The organism is Arsenophonus endosymbiont of Aleurodicus floccissimus (assembly GCF_900343025.1).
In the GTDB taxonomy this organism is placed as follows: domain Bacteria; phylum Pseudomonadota; class Gammaproteobacteria; order Enterobacterales; family Enterobacteriaceae; genus Arsenophonus.
Genome location: NZ_OUND01000001.1, coordinates 845,808 through 860,356 on the forward strand (window position 1 = coordinate 845,808; position 14,549 = coordinate 860,356).

General features: G+C 43.1%; 23 protein-coding genes and 8 pseudogenes. All 31 read right to left on the reverse strand.

Annotation, left to right across the window (positions count from 1 at the left end; all coding sequences use genetic code 11):
• Nucleotides 1-19: 19 nt before the first annotated feature.
• The 31 genes and pseudogenes from ARADI_RS04475 to ARADI_RS17370 all read right to left on the reverse strand — a co-directional run bounded on the left by ARADI_RS04475 (nucleotide 20) and on the right by ARADI_RS17370 (nucleotide 14,517).
• The gene (locus tag ARADI_RS04475) at nucleotides 20-349 is read right to left on the reverse strand and encodes a phage tail tape measure protein (RefSeq protein ID WP_238149123.1); all 330 of its coding nucleotides are present in this window, start codon (nucleotides 347-349) and stop codon (nucleotides 20-22) included.
• A complete protein-coding gene (locus tag ARADI_RS04480; RefSeq protein WP_182853082.1) occupies nucleotides 309-716 on the reverse strand; it encodes a phage tail tape measure C-terminal domain-containing protein in 408 nt (135 codons plus the stop codon). Before ARADI_RS04480 ends, ARADI_RS04475 begins: the two co-directional genes overlap by 41 nt.
• A gap of 21 nt (nucleotides 717-737) precedes the next feature.
• Nucleotides 738-887 carry a hypothetical protein gene (locus tag ARADI_RS04485; protein ID WP_182853083.1) on the reverse strand — a complete coding sequence of 50 codons (150 nt, stop codon included), beginning with the start codon at nucleotides 885-887 and terminating at the stop codon, nucleotides 738-740.
• A complete protein-coding gene (locus ARADI_RS04490; protein WP_439647089.1) occupies nucleotides 884-1,201 on the reverse strand; it encodes a hypothetical protein in 318 nt (105 codons plus the stop codon). The genes ARADI_RS04485 and ARADI_RS04490 overlap by 4 nt, the downstream gene beginning before the upstream one ends.
• Nucleotides 1,202-1,426: 225 nt before the next feature.
• Entirely contained in the window at nucleotides 1,427-1,552 is a 126-nt protein-coding gene (locus tag ARADI_RS19465; protein ID WP_255420607.1) for a hypothetical protein, read from the reverse strand.
• A 93-nt stretch (nucleotides 1,553-1,645) separates the two neighbouring features.
• Nucleotides 1,646-1,960, reverse strand: a complete 315-nt coding sequence (locus tag ARADI_RS04495) for a hypothetical protein (RefSeq protein WP_119711267.1) — start codon at nucleotides 1,958-1,960, stop codon at nucleotides 1,646-1,648.
• 60 nt (nucleotides 1,961-2,020) lie between these two features.
• Nucleotides 2,021-2,167, reverse strand: a complete 147-nt coding sequence (locus ARADI_RS04500; RefSeq protein WP_182853084.1) for a hypothetical protein — start codon at nucleotides 2,165-2,167, stop codon at nucleotides 2,021-2,023.
• 208 nt (nucleotides 2,168-2,375) lie between these two features.
• A complete protein-coding gene (locus ARADI_RS04505; protein WP_119711269.1) occupies nucleotides 2,376-2,582 on the reverse strand; it encodes a hypothetical protein in 207 nt (68 codons plus the stop codon).
• Nucleotides 2,583-2,705 (reverse strand): hypothetical protein, encoded by a 123-nt coding sequence (locus ARADI_RS19470; RefSeq protein ID WP_255420608.1) that lies wholly within the window; start codon nucleotides 2,703-2,705, stop codon nucleotides 2,583-2,585.
• Nucleotides 2,699-2,890 (reverse strand): hypothetical protein, encoded by a 192-nt coding sequence (locus ARADI_RS04510; protein WP_119711270.1) that lies wholly within the window; start codon nucleotides 2,888-2,890, stop codon nucleotides 2,699-2,701. Before ARADI_RS04510 ends, ARADI_RS19470 begins: the two co-directional genes overlap by 7 nt.
• Nucleotides 2,883-3,065: a hypothetical protein gene (locus tag ARADI_RS04515; protein ID WP_238149124.1), complete on the reverse strand. Its 183-nt coding sequence runs from the start codon at nucleotides 3,063-3,065 to the stop codon at nucleotides 2,883-2,885. The genes ARADI_RS04510 and ARADI_RS04515 overlap by 8 nt, the downstream gene beginning before the upstream one ends.
• Entirely contained in the window at nucleotides 3,056-3,457 is a 402-nt protein-coding gene (locus ARADI_RS04520; RefSeq protein ID WP_238149125.1) for a hypothetical protein, read from the reverse strand. Before ARADI_RS04520 ends, ARADI_RS04515 begins: the two co-directional genes overlap by 10 nt.
• 89 nt (nucleotides 3,458-3,546) lie before the next feature.
• The gene (locus tag ARADI_RS04525; RefSeq protein ID WP_119711271.1) at nucleotides 3,547-4,005 is read right to left on the reverse strand and encodes a phage tail protein; all 459 of its coding nucleotides are present in this window, start codon (nucleotides 4,003-4,005) and stop codon (nucleotides 3,547-3,549) included.
• 11 nt (nucleotides 4,006-4,016) lie between these two features.
• The gene (locus ARADI_RS20665; RefSeq protein ID WP_369406932.1) at nucleotides 4,017-4,148 is read right to left on the reverse strand and encodes an HK97-gp10 family putative phage morphogenesis protein; all 132 of its coding nucleotides are present in this window, start codon (nucleotides 4,146-4,148) and stop codon (nucleotides 4,017-4,019) included.
• Nucleotides 4,149-4,165: 17 nt separating this feature from the next.
• On the reverse strand, nucleotides 4,166-4,420 hold the full coding sequence (locus tag ARADI_RS20670; RefSeq protein WP_369406933.1) for an HK97 gp10 family phage protein: 255 nt from the start codon (nucleotides 4,418-4,420) through the stop codon (nucleotides 4,166-4,168).
• A 371-nt stretch (nucleotides 4,421-4,791) separates the two neighbouring features.
• A pseudogene (locus ARADI_RS21565) lies at nucleotides 4,792-5,116 on the reverse strand (phage head closure protein).
• Nucleotides 5,113-5,448, reverse strand: a complete 336-nt coding sequence (locus tag ARADI_RS04540; RefSeq protein WP_119711272.1) for a head-tail connector protein — start codon at nucleotides 5,446-5,448, stop codon at nucleotides 5,113-5,115. Before ARADI_RS04540 ends, ARADI_RS21565 begins: the two are co-directional and overlap by 4 nt.
• Before the next feature lie 235 nt (nucleotides 5,449-5,683).
• Nucleotides 5,684-6,915: pseudogene (locus tag ARADI_RS04545) on the reverse strand (phage major capsid protein).
• A 12-nt stretch (nucleotides 6,916-6,927) separates the two neighbouring features.
• The gene (locus ARADI_RS04550) at nucleotides 6,928-7,731 is read right to left on the reverse strand and encodes a head maturation protease, ClpP-related (RefSeq protein WP_119711273.1); all 804 of its coding nucleotides are present in this window, start codon (nucleotides 7,729-7,731) and stop codon (nucleotides 6,928-6,930) included.
• Nucleotides 7,732-7,927: 196 nt separating this feature from the next.
• Nucleotides 7,928-9,081, reverse strand: a pseudogene (locus ARADI_RS04555) (phage portal protein); the annotation flags it as partial.
• Nucleotides 9,078-10,813 (reverse strand): annotated as a pseudogene (locus tag ARADI_RS04560) (terminase large subunit). The pseudogenes ARADI_RS04560 and ARADI_RS04555, both read right to left, overlap by 4 nt.
• Nucleotides 10,810-11,227, reverse strand: a pseudogene (locus ARADI_RS04565) (phage terminase small subunit P27 family). Before ARADI_RS04565 ends, ARADI_RS04560 begins: the two co-directional pseudogenes overlap by 4 nt.
• A gap of 145 nt (nucleotides 11,228-11,372) precedes the next feature.
• Nucleotides 11,373-11,738, reverse strand: a complete 366-nt coding sequence (locus ARADI_RS04570) for an HNH endonuclease (RefSeq protein ID WP_119711274.1) — start codon at nucleotides 11,736-11,738, stop codon at nucleotides 11,373-11,375.
• Nucleotides 11,731-11,910: a hypothetical protein gene (locus ARADI_RS04575; protein ID WP_119711275.1), complete on the reverse strand. Its 180-nt coding sequence runs from the start codon at nucleotides 11,908-11,910 to the stop codon at nucleotides 11,731-11,733. The genes ARADI_RS04570 and ARADI_RS04575 overlap by 8 nt, the downstream gene beginning before the upstream one ends.
• A 26-nt stretch (nucleotides 11,911-11,936) precedes the next feature.
• Entirely contained in the window at nucleotides 11,937-12,182 is a 246-nt protein-coding gene (locus ARADI_RS04580; RefSeq protein ID WP_119711276.1) for a hypothetical protein, read from the reverse strand.
• A 670-nt stretch (nucleotides 12,183-12,852) separates the two neighbouring features.
• Nucleotides 12,853-13,362 (reverse strand): annotated as a pseudogene (locus ARADI_RS04590) (KilA-N domain-containing protein); the annotation flags it as partial.
• A 174-nt stretch (nucleotides 13,363-13,536) separates the two neighbouring features.
• A complete protein-coding gene (locus ARADI_RS04595; RefSeq protein WP_369406935.1) occupies nucleotides 13,537-13,722 on the reverse strand; it encodes a lysis system i-spanin subunit Rz in 186 nt (61 codons plus the stop codon).
• Nucleotides 13,692-13,979: pseudogene (locus tag ARADI_RS17355) on the reverse strand (lysis system i-spanin subunit Rz); the annotation flags it as partial. The gene ARADI_RS04595 and the pseudogene ARADI_RS17355, both read right to left, overlap by 31 nt.
• A gap of 33 nt (nucleotides 13,980-14,012) precedes the next feature.
• Nucleotides 14,013-14,105 carry a hypothetical protein gene (locus ARADI_RS21570; protein WP_439647075.1) on the reverse strand — a complete coding sequence of 31 codons (93 nt, stop codon included), beginning with the start codon at nucleotides 14,103-14,105 and terminating at the stop codon, nucleotides 14,013-14,015.
• 31 nt (nucleotides 14,106-14,136) lie between these two features.
• Nucleotides 14,137-14,435, reverse strand: a pseudogene (locus ARADI_RS17365) (glycoside hydrolase family protein).
• Complete coding sequence (locus tag ARADI_RS17370) at nucleotides 14,395-14,517, reverse strand: HP1 family phage holin (RefSeq protein ID WP_238149128.1); 123 nt, start codon at nucleotides 14,515-14,517, stop codon at nucleotides 14,395-14,397. Before ARADI_RS17370 ends, ARADI_RS17365 begins: the two are co-directional and overlap by 41 nt.
• Between the last annotated feature and the right edge of the window lie 32 nt (nucleotides 14,518-14,549).

Genomic DNA, 14,549 nt, shown 5'->3' on the forward strand with positions numbered 1-14,549 from the left:
TATTTTATTTTCCGGCCATTCAATGACTGCCATCATCAACCTCCCAATAGTCTTCGTGTTCGACCATTAGTGGCGAAATCCCGCTGAATGCGTGCAGTGGCATCATCTGCACCTTTTTGTGCACCCCCGCGCAGGTTGCCTGTTTCATCGCCTCAGTAAGTGCTTTATCGCCATTACCGGTCACATTGATCACCTGATGGATGTGAATATCATTAACCCCTTGTTTCTCTGACTCACCACCGACGGCTCTGACCCCCAGCGCACCATCACGCCATCGGGTCAGTGGTATAATGGCTTTCGGCCCTGCTTCACTCATTAGCAAGCGGGAATAACGTAAGCGAATCCACAACACTATTACTATAGGCGCTTAACCCAGACGAACAATAAACACTGCCAAGTGCATTAGCTTTTATACCAAGAAAATTGCCCAACCCAGAGCCACCTAAGCTAGATTCCAGCGCTTTAAAAACCAACATTTTTGTAATCATTCTCATAATATCATTGACCACCGATTGCGCAAAATCAGAAAAATTAAATTTACCCGTCGTCACAAAGTCAGCCAACGTATTTGACATGCCATCGAAAGCGTTTTTAGTAATGTTTCGCATATTATCAAACACGTTTTCTGTTTCCACACCAAAATCCTGCCAGCCTTCGGCTAAACCTTGACTACCATCTTGCGCAATCTTCGCCTTACTTAATGCAGCAGCTCTCACTATTTCAATTTGTTTTTATTCTTATTGCGTTAAAAACTGCGTCTGTTCTGCATAAAGTAGGGAGGTCTTATCTGAAACTTCCTTATCAAGCTGATATGGCCGATTGCGAAAGTCATCCCTGACACGTTGTTCTTCAAGCATCAAATCATAACCCACTTTAAGCAGGGTCATTTGCAGAATTTGATTTTGGGCTTCCTGCTGCAGCTGTGCGGTACGTTTTGTAATTTCAAAATTCTGGTCAGCAAAAAGCGTTGCCTTAAGGCTTTTAACTGTAATTCACGCTCTAATCCGGCATTGATTTGCAACTGCGTACGGATTTCATCCGCATGAACTAACACGCTCTTCTGCGATGCATTCAGCGTTTGCTCTTTAAATCGAGTGAGTTTTTGCTCAAAGGCGGCCAGTTTCCTTTCTGAATCGAGCAGTTTTTCATTTTCCATTAACTGCGCTTGTAAAGTCGCCGTTTGGTGTTGCAGTTGTTCAATTCACTGCCGTCCCGTATCCAGAGTTACCCCGGAACTTTTTTGCGGAGATGCATACAGTTTGTCCAGTTCTTTTAGCGCCTGAGTGTATTCATTTAATGTTAAACTGCCATCTTTATAGCGCTGGTTAATTTCCTGCTGAATTCTCGCTCTTTCTTTCAGCCGATCTTTACCTGCATTTACGGCTGCATTAATTTGTGCCGCGGTTTCGATGGCATGAATGGCTAGCTATCTTTCGGTTTTCGTTTGTGCTTCCCGCTCAACGCGTTGCTTGGCATAAATTGCCTCTTGCTTATCCTTTTCTTTTTGCAACACCTGATTATAGAGTGTCAGACTTTGTGTTGATGCTGCCATCAACACTTTAAAACTGCCTGTCAGGTTATCGAGTGATTTTTTATGCGCCTGAGTTAATCGATCACTTTCTTTAATATTTTCCTGATACTGTTTTTAGTAGGCGGTTCTTGCAAGTTCCTTTGCTTCTTCAATCTGCCCGCGTCTTTCTAATGCGGCAATTTGCTCGTAAATCGATTGCGTTAATACCACACCTTCTGCTGCATAATTTAGCAAGGCCTTTAACGGTTGTGCGCCAATAGCGGACAGCTTGCTGACCAACATATCGACGCTACCGCCAGACTCCTCAAGTTTAGCCCCAAACTCCGCCACATCTTCCAGTAGCTTGCCCGTAAACCCGGCACTGGCGGCAGAAGTAACCGCTTTATAGGCTTCGGCTGTCCCGCCTAGTCGGTCTGCTAACAGATTCAACTTATCCGTTGTTGTTGATAAAAATAATCCGCCTTTTTAAAGTGCCGCATAAAAAGACTTTTACCTTTCTTCCGCTTCCTTAAACTGCGAATACAAATAAAATACTGACCCCGCCGTTGCCATTAAACCCACATTGAGTGGCCCACCTATCAGATTAACAAGGTTACTGAAAGCAGCTGAAATCCTGCCTGTTACGCATTGTAACATATTCAACTCGGTATTTGCAGCGGCAAGTTGCTGCTTAGCTAAAGCTAATTGTCGGGTACCCGTGGTTTCCGCTGCCTGTGCCGTCGTTAATTGCGCTAAAGCCCAGCCGCTTTTTGACTTGCGCTGATTTCAGCCAGATTCGCTTCCGCTATCGCTCTGGCGTTTGCCGCATTTTGCGCCGCATACGCCTTTTCAATTTCAGCCGTATTCAGTCCATTTTGGGCGTTGACCCCGCGTGCATTTTTTCAAGATATTCATCAGATGCAAAAGCCTGTTCACGTTGCGCGATGGCCTGTGCTTTCATTGCTTGCGCGGTTTTTAATCCCTGCTGCGCTCTGGTGGCATCTGCTTTGGCAGCTTCAACAGTAGACTGCGCATAATCTACTACTGCACTTTGCGCGGCTTCTTTCGCCATCTACTGTTGAGTATCGAAAGTGGCGCCACGCGTTGAATCGAACAACCGTTCGAAAGCGGGCACCAATGTATTTGAAATCGTACTGGCGGCAACATTGCTACCAGAAACCAGTTCCGTTAACACATGGTGAAGTTGACCAAATCCTTGTGCAGCTTGGCCACTCGGGCGCTTACATTGGAGCTACTTTCAACCTGACGGGTGAATTGACGGGATTTATTCGCCGTGGTACTGTAAGCATCCGTGAGCTGTGACTTGAAACTGGCGGCATTCAGATGCAATGCCACCGCCAAACTTGCGACATCAGCCATTTAAAATCCTCATAATCGTATTACATTGCTGATTAACATCATCATGTGCAATGACTTCATTTCCCGCCTTATCCGCCCCTTCTGGTTCACTTTCCAGCAGAAAAAACGCTTGCCAGTGCGTCAATATCTCCGTCGGTAAAGCCGCGATTTTGCGCGGGTCAGGGTTCACCCCCATCTATCAGCAAGTTGAAAAAGAAAGCGTAAGCGAGCGGAGTCAGTTAGTTTTTTTAGCGCTATCCAGACACTGCCACAGCTAAATTGCTGAACAAACTTGAGGGCTTCAATCAATGTGGGGGTAGATTTTGTCGCAATGAGTTCTTTAGCCGTGGGTAATTCTTCTTTGGGTAAGTGTTGCCCTGCTTTATCACAAATCGTTTGCAAAATCAGGTTAGCCCCTGCAATACTTGCCTGCGTATTCGAACCGCTGTCCTGCGCCTTTTTTAAAGTCTGTTCATACCTATCAAGCTCCGCAATTGTTAAACGACGTAGATAAACCTCAGTACCAAAGAGGGGATGTTTTTCCACATAGACATCCGGTGCCAGCAAACGGGATTTAAGTGATGACATACTATTTCCTACCCTTTATGTGTTCTTATTCTTTGTGCTGTCAGTTGTTAACTTTGTATTATCCGCCGTAAATTTCGTCGTATCGGCGATTAAGGCTTTTGGGGTACTGTTCCCCAGGTGAGATTATTCTGTTTGCCTTTCACAGTAATTTGAATGACTTCACTGGCGGGCGCATTGATGTCATTCATCTCCCAACCTGATAATGACAGAACCATTGTCGCTGTCCGCTTGTTTGGCAACTCAACATAAAGCTGAACTGTTTCTCTCTTTTGTGCTGCATTTAAAAATGCCGTAAAATTTTCATTTTCTGGATCATCAATAAATCCGATAGATTTTTCAGGGCCTTCAGGTAAATCAGCTAAAAATTGCTTGTTTTTATCTATAAGTGTCGGGCAATCGATAAAACTACCACTTAAGCCTGTAGCACCTAAGGCTTTACAATTAATGAGTGGCTTCATCGTTTCAACGCTATCACTCGGTTTGCCAAATTTAACTACCGTACCTGTGGGGAGCGTGGTATATTCCGGCGAGGTTTTATTTTCAGTCATAATAACTCCTATTAGTTAACGATGTTGCGAATTTCTGATGTTAAGGTATTAAGGATAAATTCACGGTGATAATCCAATGCGGGTCGGATAAAAGGGAGCGCTATTTGTTTAACCGTACCAAACTCTTGCGCAAGCGCTTTCATCACCTGTTTTTTGAAGGTCAGACTCTAACGCTCATCACGGTTTGGGTGTGGCTATCCTTCATTTTGTCTGTCGTTCGTATTTTGATACTCTCTCGCATATGCTCGCCGGGGTTACTTACATCAAACCCTGCATGGGCTTTTATATCGGCGAGCACCGGTTTCATCACTGCTTTACCTGCTTTGCGCAGAATGTTAATGGCCACTTCATCGCCCAATTTTTTTAAAACCGATTCAAGATCGCTTAATCCTTTCACTTCGACTCGTGTTGTCACTTTGCATCCTCCGCATAGGTCAAAATAAAATCCCGCGTGATCCGATAGCCTGTTCGGTTTTCTGTCAGCTCTTCCCTGTCCTGAATTAAGTTACCGCGTTCAACATGTTGTACTGGATAGTCACCCAGATAACCGTGCTCAATATTCTCCCATTCTTCATTGATTTTTTCTCTTAGCTACAGGGCTTTTTCATAATCATTGAGTAGCTGAACCGTTATCTGATATCTCGCCTGTACGAGCGTTGTTTTTGCCAAACCCGTAAACATTTCAGGATCACTGATACGCTGATAAATAACCCCTTCAAGCTGTTTTGAAGGGAGTTGAAGAGGGAAAACTTCTAATCCCGTAATACGGCTTAATGCTTTTTTATATCATTTTCTATCATGGTGGATATTCGCTTCTGTGGTAATAATGAGTCGATCAGGTTGATTACGATCTAATGCCCTAACGGTGAATCGACGTTGTTGATAGTCAACCGGCCAATCAATATCGTTTCTTGGCCTTAAGGTAAAACGCAAGGTTTCGATGACCTGTTCTTGATCAGCCGTCCGAATTTTCCGAAATCGACTCCGCATGGGCAAAAACGGTGGTCACTTCTTCCATTTCCGTATATGGATCGCCTAAAGGACGATATTTTGTGATGGTTCGAAACAAGGTAATACGTTTATTAAGCTTGCCTGATCGCAGCGATTTCATAAGCCGTAAACCTTATAAGGTTGTAATAACTCTTCAACAGCCAACGGCATTTTGGTTGCTGACTCTCCAATGACAACCGCCTCTCGATTTGCATACCAGTGCACAATCAATAACAACATGGCCGTTTCAATATCGGCATCAAACAGCAAGGGCGCCCCCTCACAAAAATCATGCGGATTGGTATCGGCAGGTAACGTTTCCATCAGTTTTCTTCGGGTAAAATTTTCAACAAAACGGTATGACGCCCGGATATAACTGGTTAATAAATCATCCTCACCGTGATAATCTGAATCAATGCGACACTGCCCCTTGACTTTTTCAAGTGCTAACATTATTCCGCCCGCTTTTTCGCTGATTTTTTTGGCTCCGCAATAGCTTCATCCTCTTTGACTGTTATTACATAACCTTTATTAACAAGCTCGCGCCCGTGCTGCTCGACAGTTTCAATCTGTTAACCTTCCTGCACGACAATGTGGTTAAAATAGATGGCACGAACGATCTTTAATTTTATGAATGATTTTCCTTCGAAAAAAAGACGATCTTTTCAAACCGTCTTGGCAGGCTAAACTATTCTCCTGGTTGTTTACCAGGTTCTTTCGGAACCGTGAAATCCCCGTAGAAAAAAGCTTCTGGACGTTTCACGGCTAGCGCCAACCCGCTCTTCACAACAAATGGAGATCATGTTTTTCTCGAAATCGTCGACGTTCTCTGAAGAAATGACGACATTGGTTTCTTCACGATCAAAAAGTTGTGCACCGGCGTTAAATGCCCCTGTCAGGAATTTGCCTTTAAAAGCCGCCGTCTCTGTGGCCACGATGGGTAATCCCCATAATGTCGGACCTGTTAACGCTGACGGATTAGCCAGAATATAACGCCCTAACGTATCCTTGCTTAACTCAATTTTTGCCCAGTCAATAAAATGCAGGACATGGCCGGAGGTAGGGAATCGAGCCAGTTGGGCTTGTAACATCGCCAGACGTAAATCATCAATACCATTTTGTTTGTCAACTTTAAATTCAGCTTTGAATTTAGACTCCTGTGGAATAATCCCGCGTAAATGGGCGCCCGTGCCATCACCAAATAATATTTCCTGCTCTTCGACGTACTTTAATCCGTAGCGCATTTCAGCATCAATCATTGATTGCAACTGTGAAAAATCGGCTAATATTTGTTTGGACGCTTTAAACATATGGGCAAGCGTACGCACAGGGGTCACTTTTTCAGCAAACGCAATATCACTATAGGGTTTAGTGGTGTTTTCAGCGACAGCCGCCGCGTTATTGGTAAAACCAGTTTGTTGTACCCAGTAGATAGTGTTTGAAACCGTTTTTCCAGGCGCTATCAGATCTCTAATGAACAAACATTGCTTAGGCTTAACATCAATACCCGGCAATCTGTCAGACGCAATAATATTTCCCGTAATATTGTGCGTCGTTAATACCGCATTAACACTCACGGAGAAACATTTATTGCCTTCGATACTGGTATTAATAGCCTTAATATTTTCATGTTGACACCACCCTGTTGGCCAACCGTTTGGATTGTTTGGACCGCATTTTGTAATGGCATCTGGGCAACATGTTGTTCCAGTTCGCCTAATGCGGCTTTTATTTTTTTTTAGATTCACGTAGCGCGTTTAATTCCACGGCCAGTTTATCGACTGACGCTTTTGTTTCTGCACTCAGGCCACCAACTTTTTTGGCTTCGTTAAGCTCTTCTTCCGCTTTGGCATTAAATTGACTATTCGCCGCTTCGAGTTTGGCGGACAGATCTTTTAATAATTCATTGGTACTCGACATTGATTGTCTCCACTATCGGGTTGTCGATGCAAATGCATTGATTGCATTTTGCAATTTGGTTAAATATTCAGGGTTTATATCAACAGTAGCGCTTGGCATACCGGTTGAAATAGCGGTAGCGCACGGCTTACTACCGGTTAATGACTTAATCAGTTTTCGTCGTTCTGAGCGCGGGGTATTGGATTTTGCCAACAAGGCATCAATTTTTCGTAGTGCAGCCTGAGGCGTCTCTTCTTCGGTTTCAAGACGGTCAGTTGACATTAATTCATCGGTAAATCCCTGTGTTATTGCTTCTTCAGCACCTAAATAGGTTTCGTTATCCATGATTTTTTCAATATCCGCCTGGTTGAGACCACTTCGAGCCGCATAAATATCAGCCATAGCTTTATCAAAAGGACGCATCTCTTCAGATAGCCGTGCAAAATCATGGCGATTCCCCATACCAACTACCCAACAGTTATGGATCATCAAAAAAGTCCCTGTCCCCATTCGCACTTCATCCCCCGCCATGGCAATAATTGAGGCCACAGAAGCCGCAATCCCTAAGACGTTAACAGTCACCTTTGCCGAATGCGCGCGAAGCAGGTTATAAATAGCCAGCCCCGCAAACATATCGCCCCCTGCGCTGTTGAGATTAACAATCACGTCCTGATCACCTATCGCGCTTAATGCCGCTGAAATCCGTTTTACCGTGACACCTTCCCCCCAATAATCTTCACCAATAACATCAACGATTGAAATGGTATTCGAGGTGCTATGCGCTTTAATACCACTGTGCCAATGGTCAAAAATTTTTGGCTTGATTTCATAAGAAATGTCAGCGCAAGGGCGCTAACGGCAAATTTTTTTATCCATAATCATGATTTCTCAAATTGTAAGCGTGGAAGGTTTCTTAATGTGAACGGAGAACTTCTTTTTTGTTTTTATCTTTGCTTTCTGGCCTATCGACTTTTTCACCTAATCCTAATCGATCAAGCTGGGTCAGGTTTAATTGAACGGTATAAATATCTCACACCGCTATTGGCGGTAAATTTTCTAATCGGCGTACATCGTTACGACTCATCCAATCATTTTATAATGCCGTGGTGTAATAAGCCGATCTGCCTGCGCTAGCGGCACGCAGTAACCCCTCAACCGAAAATTCCACCACATAATTTTCATCCTGTAACAGGCAACGGCTGATTTCCTGTTCAATATTGACTAATAACGAGCGTAATGTATTTGTCAGGAATTGCATATTCATCCCTTCAACGCTTGATGCCCAGCTACTTTGCTTTGTTACATGCCCTACTATGAAAGGAGGAACACGAAACCAGCAGCAAATTTCTTTGATACTAAAGGTTCGACTCTCTAGCATCTGCGCCGCTTCTGGGTTCATCGTCACATTGTTATATTTCATGCCGCCTTCAATCACCATGATTTTTCTGGCATTGCGAGAACCGACGAAATCTTTTAAATAGCGTCTGATACGTTCTCGCTGAGAATCATTTAATGCGGCATCCGATGAAATAAACCCAGAACTCTGTAATCCATTTTCAAAGATTTTTGCCGCCGATTCTTCGACTGACATGGCCGCACCAATAACCTCTCTCCCAATTTGCACTGGGATCATACCGCAAACGCCATCAAGCCCAAATCCCCGGATATGCATCATGGACTTCAGGGGGATCAACATACTGACCGTTCGATAAGGGATCCGTATAGGTATATTTCAATCGTCCATTCGCTTCACGACTCACCACCATATTTTGCGGGAGTAAAGGGCTGAGCGAGACTAACTTGTTGCCAATATATTTTTTCCACCAACGCATTACCGCGTAAACACAGGCTGACAACAATCATCAACATAAAGCGTGAAGGCGTCATCTCACTATTAGGTTGTTTACAAAGTAACGGGTAAACCGGATGGTGTAATGCAAGTCTGCGTGTCTCATCGCTTTGCGTTTGATAAATTTTTAAAGAAAGCGTTGAAATAGATTCACTTAGCAGTCGAACACAGGCCCAAACCGTGGAAATCTGCATCGCATTGTCAACGGTGACCACTTTGCCGCTGCTACTCCTTCCTATCCAATCCTGCCAGAACCCTGCTGTGGTCAGCGAAATTGGGATACCCCGCCAATTAAGCAAAGCACTTTTAAACCTACCGGGGTTATTCCTTTCTTTCATTCCACACCTACTATGATTGGATCATCGAAAAAACCAGAAAGATCCGGTTTATGTAACATCGCTCTACCAATTGTCATGATAAGCAAAACCGTCCCATCGATTTTATTTTCATTTCTTTCTTTAATTGGACGCACAATGTCATCGTTACCCGGCAAGTATTTTCCTACTACGTTACTCATGCACCAGGTCATAATTGGATTGCCATCGTGATGAAAACGGCCAGCCGCTATTGCCGCTTCTAATTCTTTCATCGGATCAGACATATTGGTGTAATTTTGTACGATTGTGATCGGGTTAATGCCTTCATCCGCCAGATGATGAGAAATATTTGTTGCGCCATGCGGATCAATCGCGGTTTCATCAATAGGATGATTGAGATTATCAACTTTTGCGTCTTCCAGTATTTCCCTATAATCAATTTCCGTACCCTCTGTCACTTTTAAATGCCCCGTTTCGACCCACTTTCTAAAACGCTCAGCGATTCGGCGATTTTCAACATCGACACCAAATACAGCATCATACGGCACATAAAAATCCGGAGAAATACAGTAATAATGACGTTTGCTTTCAATTTCTCGCGTGAACAACTTAACCTGTGAGTTCATATCAAGCTTACGGGCTAAATCAAGCGCCTGAATACAGGAATGGCCTTCAAATTGCACTAAGGTTAAGGTCTTATCTTCGCATTTACGCCACTCAATCATATTGAAGTAGGCTGAACGGGCAGACACCCAAATATTTAAATGCTTAGTTTTAAATATGCCGACCAGACGGAGGTTATTTTTTCCGCGATTCTGTTGGCTGATCAGAAAATCAGGATAAATGGATACCCCGATATTGGGATTCGCCTTTCTCAATACCGCCGGATCTGTCCAATCATCGCCTTCATCAACCGTATAAATAATGCCGAACAGTTCATCATTAGGGACTGTACCGTTTAATATCTCTATAACTTCTCTGCGTTTGTCATAACAGGGACCTTCAATATTATCGCCTGCTGTCGTGATCGCCCACATCAGCGGTTGACGTCGAGCGCCCATACCGGTTAGCATCGTCGTGTATAGCGCATTAGTAGCGTGTTCGTGATATTCATCAACAATGGCACAATGCAGCGACTGACCATCGCCAGGATTACCTATAATCGGTTCAAAGTGAGCACCATCAGCAAGCCGATTCATATTTTGAGCATTCACTTCAATCCCAAAGGCCTGCGTGAGTAAGGGAGTTCGTTTACACATTAATTTAGCCGGTCTAAAAACTTCCCAGGCTTGCTTCTCAGTGATTGCTCCCGAGTAAACTTCCGCCCCAAATTCGCTATCGCGCGTAAAACAATACAGGGCGACACCGGCAGATAGGGCGGATTTAACATTTTTACGGGGGATTTCGGTATAAACTTCACGAAAACGGCGTAATTGACCGCTTTTATGCACCCAACCAAACACACTGCAAATAATAAAAAGTTGCCAAGGTTCAAGTGTTATTGGCATCCGTTTAAACGCCCACTCACCTTTTGTGTGAGGAAGTAGCTGGATGAATCTTGCGGCTTGCTCTGCCAGATCTTTATTGAATCGGTAACTAAATTTTCGTTCTGTCAACTTTACTAAATCATCAAATCATCAATATGGCGTTGGCAAGCATCTTTCACATATTGACAAGATGAAATGTTTCCTTTTACAACGTCTCTGGCATATTGATTAGCCGCATTGACATTCAGATACGATTTATTACTCATGAGGAAATAATCTTCAAAAAAGGGTTCTCTTGTTTTTTTTGTCCTGCCAGGCCAATTAAGTGTTGGCGGCTACTCGGATCTAAACCTAACATCGCGCCTGTTCGATCAATTTCCGTTTCCTGTTCTTTTTTTGCTATTAAATCCGGATTTTTTATTGGACCACCTGCTGCCCCCGTTAAACGCGTACCGTCAAAATAATCCCCTAACCACATAGCTCCTTTACCGTCATTTCCCGCATAATGACAGCGAGTCTCATCTCGTTTTCGATAAACCAGTCAGGCGGATTAACTTTTTTTAGTGGTGTAAAAGCGGATGCCTCGCATTTAATCGACGCTTACCGGGATTACCCGCTAAGGCTTTTCTGGCCTACCGGCTTTGGAAGACACGGCCGGATTTACCTGCTATCCCTGCCATAACGCTCTCCTCCTAATCCAGATAAACACTTAACACAATTGACCAAAGAGAAACCCCATTTTATTTTTCGCGGTGATAAAAATTTGACGGAAGCGGCAGTCCTAAAAGCGAGAGAGGGAGACTTTTTATCCGCCCCTCCCGTTGTTTAAGTGCTTATTTCTGTTGCCGTTTTCTGTCGATGGCATGACCAGCAAAGACTTTGCAAATTGCTTTCTGCATCACTTCCGCCATGCGCTTTCGCAATGATATGGTCAACGGTTTTTGCTGCGGTCGCCAGCCTGTTTCTTAAACATATCTGACAAAGGTATTTATCCCGTTGAAATATGGTTTCACGTAATTTATCCCACGTTGTGCCATAGCCCCGTTGATGACGGCTTTTATCTTGCTGATGATTTTCCCATCCTTGGTTTCGATGGGCGTCACAGTAACCACTGTGTTCAGTTGTTGTCTTGGCACAACCGGGTTTACGACAGGCGCGAGGAATACGTGGGGCATAGTCCTCCTTAAGCATTCACTTCTTCTGCTGATTTTAAATATATATCAGGCGCATCAACTATCATCTCATCAGTCACAATGAAAGATGCCTTAACACGTCGAGTTTCCTGTAGTTTACTCTCTACAACCGTTGATTCCAGATTAGAGAGTATCTTTCCCTTAACGGTAAGCGCATAGCCTTTAAACACACTGCCAATAAACAGTTTTGATAATTTTATCGTCTCTCTTTTTCATCATTTATTTGTTTATCTCTCGCTTTTTTAACCCCTTCTCGAGCGCCAATATTACAAGCTTCTTCTACTGCAATTCGCAAACTGGCTGGATAGGTTTTCTCTTCGCTAATTGACCCCATTTGTTTCATCAAATTAGCAATACGTTGCAAGCGATTTTCTAATTTAATGAGATCACTATCATCAACCTTTATTTTTACTATAATTTCTTGGGCATTCTTTTCAGACATAATTAACCTATTTCAAATTAATGTTTATGTTTAGTCGCACTCTTCGCCCATCGTCTAGCCTGATTGAGACAATACGCTATCATCTTGCCTCGTCTGCTTGCGGGCTGTTTGCAGTAGTACCGGATAACTTCACTTGTGGCTAAGCTAGCGACAGAGGGAGAAAAGCCGAACTTGATTAACTCGGCCTTGACATTGGCTTCGATGAATTGTTCGTGGTTCATGATAACGCTCTACGTTATTCAAATGAGATATCGCTAAATTATAGGTTTGTACATTCTCTTTATCGTGGAAGAATAAGCATTCCACTATTATCTTTAACACCAATTTCCGAGACTATATTGCCAAACTCATGAAGCATTGCGTTCATATACTTTATACCAAGGCGGTTTAACTATGGAACTTTGCCAGCGCAAATTATTGCTCGTGGATCTACTTTTTCGCTAAATGGTGTCATCAATTTCATATAAAACCTGGCTCTCGATTCTGTCGGTTTTCTGTCCCCTCGAGATAACCATCAAGCAAAGGCATTAAAAAATAACGACTGACTTCGATATCCCCCCGTTTCATAGCGGTAGACGGGGCGACGATTCGTTGCCATAAGGTAATACATATAAGCTTCAGCCACTCGCCAGCAAAAGAATTCATGAGTTAATAGTGAATGTTTCATTACCTCTACTCCAGGTAAAAATGGCTGAACTTCTTCAATCATTTTTTCTCTTGCTGTCATTAACAACCTTTTTCTTCCTCTAGCTCCCCACCTTCCGATTTTACTCGCGCATTGACTAATCTCTTTGCTTTCTGAATTAATTGTTAAATCAAGTTGATTAAGTCTATACATTGCATCAAATCCATTCATCACCATGTGACGAAATGTATTATAAACCTGTATTTCAAATTCCGGTTTTATCCATGCGGCATATCTAATAACAACAAGTTCCAGCCCCCATACACCATGGAAACATCCACCATTATTTATAACCACCGCAGGACAATTTTGTCCCGCGCTTAATACTTGAACAAATTTTTTAATCTGAGAACTTCTCATAAATTTGCTTGGCTTTTGAGATTCTGTAGCTTCACCTTTTATTACTGCTGCCGCATGCAAATCATTGAAACTAAAGCTTCCTTCTTCATCGACTCTAACAGGAATGCCATAAATATTTACTTTTGGATATTTCATGATACTAACCTTTCAAAAAAGAGACATCAGCTCACACAGAACATACAGACCCCGAACGCATCATGATTGACTGACGTTCCCTGAGGTCTATTTTGTGAATTGTCTCGGGTTTATTTAAATGCGCGGTAAGGGCGCGGGATCTATCCGGAAATTCCGGATAGTTAAGTTCTTAATTCATTGACACTGTGTTTTGATGTACTGCTGTAAATATTCCGTCTGCTTTTCGTTCTCAACTATCATCTCTCTGAGACGGAAATAATCTTCTCGAGCTGCCTCACCAAGTTGTGGGGTGGCTTCATCATATCGGCTCTTGGGGGAGCAGTTTTGGATGCACGACACACGGCGTTGACGCGCAACCACTTAGTGTCAGCACGAACAGCATCATTAAGCTTATCAAGTTCAGCTTTGGCATAACTCAGTTCCTCGGGGTGTTGTATACGAGTTGATGTAAAGCATCTATCTTTTGTTGCTGTAATTTCACGGCTTCGAGTTGAATGTGATACCGTTGCTTTAATGATAGGTAGTTTTGCTTGACGGTTTGATATCGAGAGTTGATGAAAACGAGTGATAAAATCAATGCAGCAATAATAACTACGACAAATGTGTAAGGCCGCCATAACATATTACGCTCTCTATTTCTCAACGGGTCATTAATCCCTTCCACTTTCTGTCATCAACATAAATCCACTTTTCATCTCGCCACATGCGCCTTGTTGGTCATTGGCGTTGAGCTTTTTGAGCAAGGTTGATTTGGCAAAATTACCAACACCAACGTTATAAGCAAAATGAATAAAGGGCAGCTTGGGCCAACGTATTAATACTGACTTTAGTTAACGCGTTAACGTAACGCTTAACCGCTTTCAAATCGTCATCAAGCCACTTATCACATTCGTCTTTAGTGTAGTCCGATTACGATCAATATCATTACCCGTATGACCATAGCAAACGGAAAATACACCACCTCCGTCAAAATAGGGCTTAAGTCTCAACCCTTCGAAATGCGTTATCATGCTTGAGGCCAAAAACAACACACTACCGCCTGTTGCCATCAATATTTTTTTCGGTATTTTCATACTGACGCTCCTTGAGTTTGTACTCCTTTTTGCGGTAGTACACGTTGATTAAAAACGTCCCTATCGTGCAGATGATACCCATCACCGCAACCCACTGCCTCAAGGGTGAAAAAA